13 protein-coding genes are annotated in these 14,034 nt (G+C 50.8%); 4 read left to right on the forward strand and 9 right to left on the reverse strand.

The features are described from left to right. The coding region (locus C4N22_RS12320) for a zinc ribbon domain-containing protein (RefSeq protein WP_242981022.1) at positions 1-732 on the forward strand (732 nt) is incomplete at its 5' end. A gap of 546 nt (positions 733-1,278) precedes the next feature. On the opposite strand, the gene C4N22_RS12970 is transcribed toward C4N22_RS12320, so the two are convergent. The 8 genes from C4N22_RS12970 to C4N22_RS12355 all read right to left on the reverse strand — a co-directional run bounded on the left by C4N22_RS12970 (position 1,279) and on the right by C4N22_RS12355 (position 7,745). Continuing rightward, entirely contained in the window at positions 1,279-1,437 is a 159-nt protein-coding gene (locus C4N22_RS12970; RefSeq protein WP_181567214.1) for a hypothetical protein, read from the reverse strand. Continuing rightward, entirely contained in the window at positions 1,419-1,550 is a 132-nt protein-coding gene (locus C4N22_RS12325) for a DUF3846 domain-containing protein (RefSeq protein WP_242981023.1), read from the reverse strand. The genes C4N22_RS12970 and C4N22_RS12325 overlap by 19 nt, the downstream gene beginning before the upstream one ends. A gap of 92 nt (positions 1,551-1,642) precedes the next feature. After that, positions 1,643-3,316 carry an AAA family ATPase gene (locus tag C4N22_RS12330; protein WP_112149169.1) on the reverse strand — a complete coding sequence of 558 codons (1,674 nt, stop codon included), beginning with the start codon at positions 3,314-3,316 and terminating at the stop codon, positions 1,643-1,645. A gap of 112 nt (positions 3,317-3,428) precedes the next feature. Continuing rightward, positions 3,429-4,139, reverse strand: coding sequence for a DUF1071 domain-containing protein (locus C4N22_RS12335; protein ID WP_112149170.1), 711 nt, complete (start codon positions 4,137-4,139; stop codon positions 3,429-3,431). A gap of 71 nt (positions 4,140-4,210) precedes the next feature. After that, on the reverse strand, positions 4,211-5,410 hold the full coding sequence (locus C4N22_RS12340; protein WP_112115919.1) for an ATP-binding protein: 1,200 nt from the start codon (positions 5,408-5,410) through the stop codon (positions 4,211-4,213). A gap of 121 nt (positions 5,411-5,531) precedes the next feature. Continuing rightward, complete coding sequence (locus tag C4N22_RS12345) at positions 5,532-6,464, reverse strand: YqaJ viral recombinase family protein (protein ID WP_112149171.1); 933 nt, start codon at positions 6,462-6,464, stop codon at positions 5,532-5,534. Then, on the reverse strand, positions 6,461-6,799 hold the full coding sequence (locus C4N22_RS12350; RefSeq protein ID WP_112149172.1) for a DUF3848 domain-containing protein: 339 nt from the start codon (positions 6,797-6,799) through the stop codon (positions 6,461-6,463). The genes C4N22_RS12345 and C4N22_RS12350 overlap by 4 nt, the downstream gene beginning before the upstream one ends. Before the next feature lie 10 nt (positions 6,800-6,809). Continuing rightward, a complete protein-coding gene (locus C4N22_RS12355) occupies positions 6,810-7,745 on the reverse strand; it encodes a DUF932 domain-containing protein (protein ID WP_112149173.1) in 936 nt (311 codons plus the stop codon). Positions 7,746-8,136: 391 nt separating this feature from the next. Between C4N22_RS12355 and C4N22_RS12360 the strand changes: the two genes are divergently transcribed. Continuing rightward, on the forward strand, positions 8,137-9,243 hold the full coding sequence (locus C4N22_RS12360; RefSeq protein ID WP_112149174.1) for a hypothetical protein: 1,107 nt from the start codon (positions 8,137-8,139) through the stop codon (positions 9,241-9,243). Between the two features lie 634 nt (positions 9,244-9,877). On the opposite strand, the gene C4N22_RS12365 is transcribed toward C4N22_RS12360, so the two are convergent. Next, entirely contained in the window at positions 9,878-10,540 is a 663-nt protein-coding gene (locus C4N22_RS12365) for a CAP domain-containing protein (RefSeq protein WP_112149175.1), read from the reverse strand. Between the two features lie 321 nt (positions 10,541-10,861). On the opposite strand from C4N22_RS12365, the gene C4N22_RS12370 reads away from it, so the two are divergent. Both C4N22_RS12370 and C4N22_RS12375 read left to right on the forward strand, forming a co-directional pair. Further along, positions 10,862-12,211: a dicarboxylate/amino acid:cation symporter gene (locus C4N22_RS12370; RefSeq protein ID WP_112149176.1), complete on the forward strand. Its 1,350-nt coding sequence runs from the start codon at positions 10,862-10,864 to the stop codon at positions 12,209-12,211. 233 nt (positions 12,212-12,444) lie between these two features. Beyond that, positions 12,445-13,995, forward strand: a complete 1,551-nt coding sequence (locus C4N22_RS12375) for an alkaline phosphatase (protein WP_112149177.1) — start codon at positions 12,445-12,447, stop codon at positions 13,993-13,995. Positions 13,996-14,034 lie beyond the last annotated feature (39 nt).

Raw genomic sequence — 14,034 nt, forward strand, 5'->3', positions numbered from 1 at the left:
GGCACCCTGATGGGTGGCGAAAGCGGCACCAGCCACATGGGAAACACCTACTATTACTACAAGTGCGGCAACGCCAAACGCCACGGCAAGGCGCATTGCGACCTGAAAGCCATCCGCAAGGAGCCGCTGGAACGGTTCGTGGTGGAGACTGCCATCAAGGTGATTTTCAGCGATGAAATCATCGAACGGCTGATAGATTTGGTCATGGAAGCCCAGCAGCAGGAGAACACCCGGCTGCCTGTTCTGAAAGAGCAACTCCGGGATACGGAGAAACGACTCGCAAACCTTCTGGAAGCCATTGAACAGGGCATCCTGACCCCGACCACCAAGCAGCGGTTGGACGAGCTGGAAGCCCGGAAAGAAGCCCTGAACACCAGCATTCTGGAAGAAGAGCTGAAAAAGCCAGTCCTGACCCGTGAGTGGATTCGGTTCTGGCTTGAAAAATTCCGCAAGGGTGACGTGGGCAGCACGGAACACCAGCGGCAGATCATTGATACCTTTGTCAACTCGGTCTACGTCTTTGATGACCGGGTCGTACTCAATTTCAACTTCACGGACGATGCCAAGACGGTTACCCGTGAAGAGGTTTTAGGTTCGAGTGCTGTGGACAATGCTCCACCAAACATGAGTCACCAACTTTGGTTGGTGGCTCTTTTTTGTTGTATTCTCGTTCGTAAGTCTGTGCGTGGAGAATTAGGGACTCGAACAGGGCGGCGGTGCGAAGCACCGTAAGCAATCAGCCCAGTGCAACGACGACGACCACTGCCTGCGGCAGAAACAGGGAGGAGTTGTTGGGGCCGCGTTCTGATTTTTCAAAGCCTCGCCAAGAGGCTGTGGAAAAATCAGCAAACGCAACCCGTCGCTGTTGCTTAGCTCGCGGGTCCTAGACCAGTAGGAATGTCTACCGGGGACACAGTGCTTGCCAGAGTGCCTTTTCACCAATCGTAAAGCCGTTTACCTGAAATGGTAAGCGGATTTTTCTTGTATCTGCGTGCTTTTTGATGTGCAAAAGTGAAATGGATTCACTTTTATATATTGATAATGAAACGTGTAGGAGGCCCCCTTTTCAGTCGTTTGTAGCAAGTTTGTAGCAGATCTGTAGCAAAATTCGGAGAGAAACGGCAAAATGGCTCCGTAAACCCGATTTTTGCGAATTTTTGGGTGTAAAATTTTATCCTTGAGTTTTGTGCAGAATGACAGCGGCAAAACAAAAAAGAAAACCGTCAAACGCGAGAGATTGTTCTCTCATGCGTTGACGGTTTTTCTGGTTTGTGGGGATTATTCTTCTGGCAGAGACAAAACTTCATCTTTGACCAGTTGATTGGCCTTGTCAAAGGCTTCGATCATTTGGTTGGCTTTCGGATGGAGATAGACTTCATCCAGCGTTTTGGATTTGGGTGTGTGCCCAACAGCACGTTTCAGGATAAGGCGATGCATTCGATCAGCCCGCCTACAAATTTCTGCATGGCTTCAAGGGTGTTGTCCAGCTCGATCTCCTTTGGCAGCTCCATTGGCAGGAGCGCAAGGACTTTGATTTTTTCCTCTTTCATTGTGTGTCTCCAAATAAAAACAGGACAATCCAAATGGATTGTCCTGTAAAAAGTGAAGGGGAGCATCCGAAGATACTCCCCTAAGTGAATAATTATTTTTTCCTTACCATGCAACGTTTTTTGAAGAATGCGATGCCATAGCAGAGAATGTCATCATAGTCATCCCGGAAGTCTGCTGCGTACATCCGGTCATTGATCTGCTGAATGGCAGTGTCACAGGCATCCGGCAGAGCATCCAGAGTTTTGGCATACTTGGCTTCAAAAATTGCCACACGACCATTGCGGATGTCCTTTACGATAACATCGCTGCGACCCTCGCCATGCTCTTTGTTGGATTCTACCACATAGCCAGCACCAGTAAAGATGCCTGCAAGGAAAGCGTGGTAAAAATCCTCCCGATAGTCATGGTAGCTGATGGTCATGCGAAGCAGCTTGGTCATTTCCTTTGTCAAAGCTTCGCTGTTTCCGCTCCAGACTGCATCAAACAAAGGGCTGCGGTTCCATGCCTTTGCACTGTCGTCAAACCATTTGCTTACAGTTGTTTCAAAAATTTCCCGAATCTCTGCATTGGGAATCATCAACGCAGAGCAGCCATCCGGCAGCGAATCCGGCAAATCTTTATCACGCACTTTGGTCAGATAGCCTGTCAGATACAGCACACTCCAAAGATTTTCCTCAGAGGAGTGTAGATAATCGTAGGTCAGGTTTTCTTCAATATGCTGAACAATAGAGCCGCCAGCCATCAGAGTTTCAAGCTTTGTGGTGATATTGTCGCCTGCATAGTCGATGAAAGAACGGATGATGGCGTTATCACTGGTGTTTTTCCAATAGCTTTTCGGCTTCTGTGCTACACCATACTGGAAATCCCGCAGATAACTGATTACGTCCCACGGACAATAAATGTCTGCATCGCCAAAATGATAACCGTCGTACCATGCCTTGATTTCAGCAGACTGCGATTCAAGATCAGCATCTTTCAGCATTTGATCTACATCTGCCTGTGTAAAACCAAAGGATTCGCTCAACCGGGGAGAAAGAATCGTATCCGAAACAAAATTGTTCGTCCCGGTAAAGATGCTTTCTTTTGCAATTTTCAGGCAGCCGGTAATAACAGCAAAGTCAAGCGAAGTATTGTCTTTGAGCGTGGTGCTCATCATAGCCCGCATCACGTCCAGCATCTGCGAATAATATCCGTTGCTGCTGGCTTTTGCAATGGGAACATCATACTCATCCAGAATGACGACCGCCGATTTTTTGAAGTGGATTTCCAGCATCCGGGTCAATAGCAAAAAGCAGCTTTTGGTTTCATCTATGGATGCAGTGCGTCCCAGAATTCGCTTAAAGATGCCTTTGTCATCGTCAGAAATAGCATCGTCATCCAAAAGAAACTGATAATCCTGAAACGCAAATGCCAGTTTCATGCACAGCATTCCATAGGCACTTTCAAAGTTCAGACCGTCCGTGTCCTTGAAAGAGAAAAATACCACAGGACACTGGTTCATCCATTTTTTGCAAAGCTCTGTATTTTTGGAAATCGCCAATCCCTCAAACAGTTGCTTGCTGTCTTTGCGGATGTCCAGAAAATTTGCGAGAGTGCTCATACCAAGGGATTTTCCGAAGCGACGAGGGCGAGTAATCAATGTTACTTCAGCGATACCTCCGCTAAGAAGTTCAGAAATCAGATTGGTCTTGTCAATATAATAATACCCGCCTTCTCGAATCTTCTCAAAATTCGAGATTCCGACAGGAAACTGCAAATCTGCCATGCACTGCTCCTTTCTGCTCACAGATGTGAGCTTTCAGAACTTACTACTGTAAGTGTACCATGAAATATAGAATCATACAAGAATCAAGTGACATCGAAATAGAGCAGTTTTATTATGCTACGTTCAATCTGGTTGCCTTATAGCAGTCTGCGCACATCCCCTCATGGGTGGCTGCAAACTCTGCCGCCTGCATGATGGATCCGTCCTTCAGCTTGACCCTCTTGATGGGCTGGTTGCAGCGAGCGCAGATGCAGGGCACAGGCGGCTGTTCCTGCTTCGGGGTAGAGGATTTCGGCTTCGGCTGCTTTTGCGGTTCTGCCTCCGGCTGCGGTGCGGCATCCTCCGGCAAATCCTCTCCGGCGTAGACATACAGACCCAAGCCGAACATAGCAAGGTTCTTTACCAAGCACCGCATGATAGCTTTATTCACATCGAACATGGAGGCTGCTTCTACGGTACGTTCTTCCATGCCGATCTTTTCACGGCGGCGGGTCTGTGGATTGTAGTCCCATTTCGGAGTGGTATAGGTGTAAGGCACAGCTTTCATGGCCTTGTTTGCGCCATCCAGTACAGGCAGCCACATTTCATGCGAAACGCCCTCAATCGTGACCGAGGTGTACACCATAAAGCCGGTTATGGGGTCATAAACATAGGGGAGGCCGTTGAATTTCTTGACCTCATAGCTGGCAGCAGGGTACAGCTTCTTCACCTCTGCCCAGGCATACGCCCAGCTTACATATTTCAGTTCCGTGTTGCCGGACTTTTTGACTTCCAGATGATCTTTGAAGTCGATAGCAAATAATTTTACGAATGGATTTTCCATAAGAATGCCTCCAATTCTGATAAAGAAAAAGGGCACAACAGCGTCAACTGTTGTTCCCCATGATGTGAAAATTACGGATTGAGCAGAAAATCAATGATGTTTCGATGAATGATTCCGTTTCGGCTTAAATTCATCAAATCACCACTGATAACATACTTAGGATAGTTGTCGTGCAGCCGCTCAAGATTACCGAACTCCCGTTCTTCATCGGCGGGAGTGATCAGGTAAGCAACCTGAATATAGAGCTTTTCATCTCCACGGTAGCAGATAAAATCAATTTCGGTGTCGTCCAGCTTGCCGACCTGAACTTCATAGCCACGGCTCCGCATTTCCAGATATACGATGTTCTCATACAGCTTGTTGCTGTCAAGCTTTTCGCTTTTCTTGATAACATTCCGCAGGCCAAGATCGACTGCATAGTACTTTTCTGTGCTGGACAGGAGTGCTTTTCCTTTGATATCATAGCGGCTTGCATTCAGAAGGATAAAGGCTTCCTTGAAATAATCAACGTAGTTCAGTACGGTAGCAGTGGTTGTCTTGATTCCTTCCGAAACCATGCGTCCACTGATATTACGGGCAGAAAACGGATTGCCGATATTGTCCAGCAGGAATGCAAGGACATTACGTAATGCGGTCTGTTCGCGAATATTGTGGCGCAGCATGATGTCACGGACAATGATAGCCTCGTAAAGATCGTCCAGATAGGTGGTGATTGAATGATCGTCAGGGAGGAAGAAACGCTGCGGAAAACCGCCGTACTTCAAATAGTCTGCGAAGAGCTTTTCATCCGAAGTATAGGTTCCGTTTTCAATGCATTGCTGTTTTGCTTCGGCCAGCGAAAAGGGGAAAACCTGAATCTGGATGTATCGTCCGGAAAGATAGGTTGCCAATTCGCCGGAAAGCAGCTTGGAATTGGAGCCGGTCAGGTAAATATCACAATCGAAATCGACACGAAGAGAATTGATTGCAATCTGCCAGCGCTCCACCTCCTGAATCTCATCCAGAAGAATATAGATTTTGCCGGTGTAGCCTTCCGCTTTTTCTGCGATGTAGTCGTAAAGCGTTTCTGCAGTACGGGTGTTGCGGAAGCGCATGGACTCAAAATTGGCCTGAATAATGTTCTGTGCGGGAATGTTGCGCTGGAGGAGCACGTCCTTGATCTGACCGAGAAGGACTGTTTTTCCACAGCGCCGGATTCCAACCAAAACTTTGATCAGATCCTGATCGATAAAAGGAATGATCTTATCCAAATAACTTTTGCGCAGAACCATTATGCATCACCTCATATTCTTATCTTAGCATACAATTATTGTTGTGTAAACAGTATTGTGCTTTTCTATTAAACAAAAATAGCTGAAGCACAAATTTTGTATGCCTATAGGCGTACAAAAATTATGCTGCATGGATAATGGTGAACCTGCGGCTGCTTACATTTTTGCTGTACTGGTTGAAAATGTCCGGCTGCTCTTTCCGCAGGCGTTGGGAATCCACACGCTTACTTTCGGAGGATACCCACGACACCTTATAGCCCGGTGCTGTGCCATAGGCAGCATCCTGCATTTGTAGCTTGACCTGCTGCTCGATGGCTGTTTTCTCCTGTTCCATCTGCTCGATTTGGTCAGAAAGCTCCTGCCGCTTATCCAGAAGTCCATGCAGAGCACTCAGGTCAGCGGTCTTGTCCCGGTTGTCTACCTCATAAAGCTGGTTGATCTGCTGGGTGTCACAATCGCAACCGTTGGGTGCAGGGGGAATCTGCGGCACGACATGACGTGTCCAGAACAGCTCTTCCTTATCAATAAGATCAGAAAGCACCTGCTTATCTGTCACGATTTTGTGGATCACCAGTTCTCTGCCGAAAATCAGAGCCGCCACATACCAGCAGTCGAAACCGCTGACGGCTAAGTAATGGTCAACCTGCGCCAGATAATGAGCCGGGATTTTCCCATCAGCCCACTTGTCCGCTGAAAACGGTGAGACCGTTTTGCATTCCAGCCCGGCCTTCTGTCCAACGATCAGGCGGTCGAAGTCTGCCAGAAGCAGCGGATGTTCCTCGCTCTGGTAAATGGCATTTGCACGGCGCACCTTAAAGCCCGTTTCTTCGGAAAACCGCTGCGCCACATAATCCTCCAAGTCACGGCCTTGCCGCATGGCTTCGTTGTCGATATTTTCAATGGTATCGCTGATTTTGTCGTAGTACACCTGAAATGCGGAGCGATAGGGATTCAGGCCAAGAATAGCCCCAGCATCCGTGCCGGTAATGCCGCATTTGCGGTAGCGGAGCCAATCTTCTTTGGACAGGTTCCGTGTAGATACAAGTCGTTTCATGCAATGTTCAACCTCTCTTTCATCTGTTCTTCCGCAATAGAGAAATCATATTCCACTAAGTCTTTGATAATGGTGGAAAATTCATCCACCAAGGTACGGTCATCGTCCAGCCACAGGGCATACAGGAAATCCAGAATATTTCGCTGCACTCGGAGATGGTTCCAGAAACGCTCGTCCATCTGCTTTTCGGTGTCCAGCGTAATCAAGGCACTGACGATGGTGCTTTTCATCGTGATCTCGTATGCCGTGGTGCAAGTAGGCTTTGGAAAATCGGCTTCGATGCTGTTCAGGAACTCAGAAAATTCCCGAACAGCCCGGTTGCTTACATCGTTCATATGTCCTCCTTTATGCTGCGGCCAGCACCATCTTGTAAGCCTTGTCGATCATGGGATTGCCCTCTGCGGTGCGCAAGAACAGATTTTCGTTGTAGTTGCGAGTTTTACGGATGGGGTCTGCATGGGTGGCAAAGTCGGAAACAGCATTCACGAACCGCCAGCCGTTCTTGCCAACCCATTCCAGATCAGGTGCATTGTAGTAGCGAGCCTTCAAATCTTCCTGCAAGCGCAGGTTGTTCTTCCTCTGGCCATCGGTTAAGTCATCCGTGATGGGGAAGAACTCGTTGATAAACTCCTGCACCTTGCGGTCAGACAGCTTGATGGTGGTCAGCTCATGGATGCCTTTGCCCAGTTCTGTCATATAACCGTTAGCAAGCTGCAAGGTTTCACGGGCATCCTGCACCCGGAGCAGAACATTTTCGGTATGGCGGGCAGTCCAGATGCGCTTTGCAGTACCCAGAGCCAGATTCAGGGTGTTCTGGCAGACCACACGAACCGGGGTCATAGCGACTTTTACACCAGAACTGCCATCGTGACTGTTAAAGAACACAAGATATGGGGTCACTTCATCTCCGGCGATGATGTACTTCTCCGGCAGCTTTGCCAGCATCCAGACCTTCTTGCCGCCCTGCAAAGAACCGGCAGTTTCATAAGTAACGCCCTCACCCAACAGGTCATCCGTGAACTGGAACGCTTCTTCATTCTGCACAATGCGGTAGCGGTCAGATACCACGCCCAGAACAGCATCATCGGTGCTGCGGACATTGGCGCGATAGCCGGGGATCATTGCACCCGTGCCGGAATAGATGTTGCGGCTTTCGACCTGCCAATCCAGACCAGCCAGCTCTAAGGCTTCACGGCTTGCAGGGGCATCCATCACGATGCGGCCAAGGCCATGCCAAGGGGTCTCACGGACAGAGAACATGGTTTCAACATTTGCAGACATAGTAAAATCTCCTTTTCGATTTGTTTTCATTAGTTTTTCTTTTCAACTTCTTCAGCAATCAGCACGAGGACTTCAACAAGAACCGTGCCAAGTTTCTGAATGAGTTCAGGTAAAAAGTTCATGGGGACATCTCCTTTCTGTGCGGATGCGGCTTAGAACGAAACCGTAATGGTGATGATAACAACGATGATACGGAACAGCATAGAAAATCACCTCCAGACATAAAAATAGCCCCTGAGTCTTTCGGCTCAGAGGTTTCGGATCACGATTATATTATCTGGGTGAGATTTTTTGGATTACAGTATGCAGAACAGGCTTGTTTTGCAAGTAGAAAGACGGTACAATAGTAAAAAATGAAACTGTGTTCTAGTTAAATAAGGTGGTGAAAGCAATGGGCGAAGCAATAGTCTATCATGTCATGCACATGGAAAAGTGCGTGGCACAGGTGAGCACGGCTGGTGAATGCAAGATTTACCTTGAAGATTTTATGCCATACGATTTGGTGCTGGAAGAATCGGATGACTTTGATGATCGAATCAATAATGTAACCAATTTTTATTATTGGTGTGCATCCCGTATGCTAACGCTGGATCGTACCTACGCGAAAGAGATTCTGAATAGTATCGGCGCATCTCAGAGTGTTACGGATCGGGAGCGTGCACAGATTGCACTTTCGTACCATTGCTTGTCCCTGCTGGATGTGTTCTGGGTAAAAGGGGAAAAAGAGAATATCCGATTTGAGGATATCAATCTCTACACACATTCTTTAAGCAATGCTCTTGTGGATATTGCACTGCGTGGGCATCAGATGACTGTGACAAATGCACATCTTTTGGCAAATGATTTGTCCACTGGTGGATGCTATCCTAAAGCGTGGGTGCGCAAGGATGATGGCTTCTATCTTTATAAAGATGGCGGACAAGATGCAGTCGAGCGTGAAGTGCTGGCAAGTAAAATCTGCCGATGCTTTGACTGCAATCAAGTTCTGTATGAGCAGGGAATGTTTGAAAATGAGCCGGTTTCCATCAGCAAAATTATGACTTCACAGCGGTATAGCCTTGTGACGTATGCAGCCTATGATGTCTACTGCACAAACCATGATTGGAACACGCTGGATAAAATTCTGGAACTGGATGCTCACGGATACTATATGATGAATATTCTGGATTATCTGGTGGGCAACACCGATCGCCATTGGGAAAACTGGGGGCTGTTGGTAGATAATGAGACGAATCAACCTATCCGGCTGCATGACTTGATGGATTTCAACCGGGCGTTTCAGCAATATGATACATTGGATGGAGCAAACTGCCTGACCGTTGGAAAACGGCATTTGAGCCAGAGAGAAGCAGCGATGGAGGCAGTACAAGCGATTGGCCTAAACCAGATTTGCGATGTAGAGGGTTCTGTATTTGTTGGATATGAGCAATATGGCGAAATGTTCAGCAGCAGATTGGAAGAAATAACCTCTGAATTTGTGCGAGATTGCGGTGAATAAAAACTGCCGTTTGTAGCAGATCTGTAGCAAATTAAGAATATTTAACGAATCATCGCTCTAAAAATCAAAAAGTCATCATGCATCACACGCAGGGGGTCTGGGGTTCGAGTCCCTAATTCTCCACGCACAGACTTACGAACGAGAATACAACAAAAAAGAGCCACCAACCAAAGTTGGTGACTCACGTTTGGTGGAGAATTAGGGACTCGAACAGGGCGGTGGTGCGAAGCACCGTAAGCAATCAGCCCAGTGCAACGACGACGACCACTGCCTGCGGCAGAAACAGGGAGGAGTTGTTGGGGCCGCGTTCTGATTTTTCAAAGCCTCGCCAAGAGGCTGTGGAAAAATCAGCAAACGCAACCCGTCGCTGTTGCTTAGCCCGCGGGTCCTAGACCAGTAGGAATGTCTACCGGGGACACAGTGCTTGCCAGAGTGCCTTTTCACCAAATGCAAGGCCGTTTACCTGAAAGGGTAAGCGGCTTTTTTGTTTGTTTTTTGTTTGTAGGGATCGTGATTGTTCTTTTTTGACATGAAAATACCCCCAGAGTATTCAGAGTTTTGTTTTTACTCTGTCTACTCCAGGGGGAGCATATCAAATCTTCTCGCAGGAAGCAGAGGGGAGTTTTTGCGCTGATCAGCCATTGAGGAGCAGCAGCTCCCAATAGGGCACGCCGTCGGCATCCACGGCGTAGCCGATGCCGATCTGTGTGTACTGCGTATCGAGGACCGTTTCCCAGTCAACACCGCTGCGGCGGGTCTTCAAGTGTGAAACGAACTCGGCAGGGGTGGCCTGGCCGGATGCGTATAATTCCTTGGAAACAAAGCCGGGAAGATTGCTCCCGGGCAGGAGAGAAGTGTAATCTTTGCCATTGGGGCGTTTGTGGGAGAGCCTGCCCGTCTGCTGCAGCTCCTCTGCACGGGTTTGCGCGGCGTCGGACAAGGCGGAAGCCGGTGCGGAAAATGGAACGGTGCGCCCGGTGTTGAGCAATTGCAGTACCTCGCTCCGGTAAAGGGCCAGCCGCTGTTCCGGTGTCAGCTCCGGTTCCGAGGGCGCGGGCGGCTCCGAAGATGCCGGGGAGCTGGGCTCCTCAGAACTGCTTTCCGAGCTGGAGCTCTCGGGCGTGCTGCTGGAACTGCCGCTGCTGTCCGAAGCACTGCCGGAAGAGTGGGAGGGCTGGTACGGCGGATAATACGGGTAAGAATACCCGCTGCCCAGGCCGCCGCAGGCGGTCAGAAGGAGGGCGGCCGTGACAACACCCACGGCACAGGCTTGCAGAACGAACGAGCGGGACTTCATAAGCGGCACACTCCTTGATCAAGACGGGAACGGGGCGACTTCGACGCAAAACAACGCTCTCTTTGACACAAAACGACACTATTCTGTTCTCAGTGTACCGGATCCCGGGCAGGCTGTCAATTACTTTTTGCGAGGACCCGCGCAAAAAAGACAAAGTACCTCGGGGAAAGAGCGGAACGAAAGAAAACACAAAAGTAATACTATTTCGAAAAGTTTAACAAAAACCTGCGTTGCAGCCTTGCATCCAACAAAGGCGTGTGGTATCATAGGTCGAATGCGTACGAAACACACGATTTTATGAGGAAACAAGTGAGGAGACGTATGGAAAATAATAAGAATAACAGCGGCGCGGCACTGGCAAAGAAAATGGCAGTGTCGCTGGTTTGCGGCCTTGTCGCGGGCTTTGCGTTCATGATGCTGCGCGAGAAGCTGAATGCTTCCGGCAACAGTGCACTCTGGAAGACCATCAACGATCTGCTGTTCCAGGATATCACGGCAGAGGGAGCCGAGCAGGCGTTCGGCATCTTCTATATCATCGGGCAGCTGTTCATCAAGGCGCTGCAGCTGGTCATCATCCCGATGGTGTTCACCTCCATCTCGCTGGCCATTGGCAGCATCTCGGATACCCGTACCATGGGACGGATTGCTTCCAAGACCCTCTTCTGGTTCCTGCTGAGTTCTTTCCTGGCACTGCTGCTGGCAGGCGTTGTGGGCTATACCACGTTCTCTATGGGCCTGTTCAATGCACACATCGAGGGCCTGGCCGAGGCTTCCGGTTCTACCGGCTCCAACCCTCTGAATGTGGTGCTGAACATCATTCCTTCCAACATCATCACGGCCTTTGGCAGCAACGGCGCGGTGCTTTCTTCCGTTTTCCTGGCGATAGCCACCGGCCTGAGCATGAATGTGCTGGGCGAGAGCCGCACCGCCACCATGCGCCGCCTGATGGGGGAAGTGAACGACGTGGTGGTCGTTTTCCTGAACTTCGTCGTCACCAAGTTTGCACCGTTTGCAGTCTTTGTGCTGCTGACCCGTACCTTTGCCATCTACGGCGTGGATTACCTCAAGCCGGCGCTGGTCTATGTGGTGACCACCGTGATCCTGCTGTTCGTGTTCCTGCTGGTGGGCTACCCGACCATCGTGGCGGTGGGCGCAAAGCTGAACCCGTTCACGTTCATCAAGAAGATCGCGAATGTGGCGGTCTTCGGTTTCTCCACTTCTTCCAGTGCAGCTACCCTGCCCCTGAGCATCAAAGTCTGCACCGAGGACATGGGCGTGGATGATTCCATTGCTTCCTTTGTCCTGCCCCTGGGCATGACCATCAACATGGATGGCACCGCCATCATGCAGGTGATCGCCACGGTCTTCATCGCGGGCTGCGCGGGCTACGACCTCACGCCCATGGAGCTGGTGGTCATCGCCCTGCTGGCCCTGCTGGCCTCGGTGGGCACGCCTGCCGCTCCCGGCGCGGGGGCTGTCATCCTCTTCACCATCCTGTCCGGTGTGGGCTTCGTCAATGACAAGGCCCTGCTTGCCTACTCCCTGATCCTGGCCATCAACCGCCCCATCGAGATGCTGGTCACCTCCCTGAACGTGGTGGGCGACGCGACTTCCTGCATCTGCGTGGCCAAGAGCGAGGGCATGCTCGACGAAGAAAAGTACAACGCGTAAGATCATAAGATAAAGTGACAACCCCCGGGAACCAGTTTGGTTTCCGGGGGCTGTTTTTTTACACACCTTTCCTGTTCTTTACACTGGGCCGCAAAATGCCGCGCCAGTTTTACCAAAGCTTTGCGCGGGCATGGTTTCGCGGCGGCGGGCGGGGCGATAGAATAAAGGCGTCCCAAGCAAGTGAATTTGAACAGAGAGCCGGGGTCGGCTCTGGAAAAGAGAGGTTTCGTGTTATGAAAGAGAGTAAAATGTCCCGCCGCAATTTCCTCAAGGCCGGTGCGCTGGCTTCTGCTGTCGGCATGATGGCCGCCGCTCCGGTGGCCGCCAATGCTGCGGCTCCCACGGCTGTGCAGGCAGAGGATGAGGAAAATGGGATGCTGGACGTTTTTGGCAAAAAGCCCAAGTATGTGTTCCTGTTCATCGGCGACGGCATGGGCACGGCTCAGATCCAGTCTGCCCGGTTCTATCAGGGCACTGCGACCAACAACGGTGCAATCACCGAGGCGGAGCTGAGCTTCACCCAGTTCCCTGAAGTAGGCAGCGTGACCACCTACGACAGCACTTCGTTCTGCCCGGATTCGGCTTCCACCGCGACTTCCATCGCCACCGGCCACAAGACCGAGAGCGGCGTCATCAACATGTGCCCCTGGACCCGTGATGTGCCCTATGAGACCATTGCCGAGAAGCTGCACAAGCAGAGAGGCTACAAAGTCGGCGTCATTTCCTCTGTCAACATCGACCACGCCACCCCGGCAGCGTTCTATGCCCACCAGAAAAGCCGCAAAAATTACTACGACATCGGTGTGGAGCTGGCAAACTCCGGCTTTGAATACTTTGCAGGCGGCGAGTTCCAGAAAGTGAATGGCGACGGCACTGTGCCCAACAACCATGAGGTGGCTGCCCAGGCAGGCTACAATGTCGTTACCACCCAGGCGGGTGCGGCTGCCCTGACCGCCGGTGCGGGCAAGACCCTCATCATTGCGGAGAACCTGGCCGACGGCAAAGCCATGAATTACGCCATGGATGCTGCCCCGGGTGAGTGGCAGCTGACGGACTATGTCCGCAAGGGCATTGAGCTGCTGGACAACAAAAAGGGCTTCTTCCTGATGACCGAGTCCGGAAAGATCGACTGGGCCTGCCATGCCAACGATGCTGCCGCTTCCATCCACGATGTGCTGGAGATGAGCAACGCCGTGCAGGCCGCGGTGGAGTTCTACAACATGCACCCGAACGAGACACTGATCCTCGTTACTGCCGACCACGAGACGGGCGGTATGGGCATTGGCTACAAGACCACCAACTACGACACATTCCTCACCAACCTGACCCACCAGAAGATGTCCTACGCCAAGTTTGATTCCACCTATGTGGAGGGCTACATCGCCAACAAGACCCCCTTTGAGGCAGCCATGGCCGACGTGAAAGCAAACTTTGGCCTGACCCTGCCCACGGACCCGGATGCCGCCAGCGCGGGCAAGCTGCTGCTGACGGATTACGAGGTGGAGAACCTGCGCAAGGCTTATGAGCGCACCCTGAATGTGGGGGCCGATGCCCAGAAGAACATGAGTCAGGAGGACTATGAGCTGTACGGCACTTACATCCCGTTCTCCATGGCCGTCTGCCACACCATCAACCACAAGTCCGGTATGGACCACACCACCTATGCCCACACCGGCGCTCCGGTCAACATCTACGCCAAGGGCGTGGGTGCCGAGAAGTTCCGCGGGGTGTTTGATAACACCGAAATCTATTACAAGCTGGCAGAACTGACCAAGGTGCAGTAACTGCACACGACGCAAAAAGTCCGCTGTGGAAAACACAGC

The sequence above is a fragment of the Faecalibacterium prausnitzii genome (assembly GCF_003287495.1).
GTDB classification, from domain to species: Bacteria; Bacillota; Clostridia; order Oscillospirales; family Ruminococcaceae; genus Faecalibacterium; species Faecalibacterium prausnitzii_I.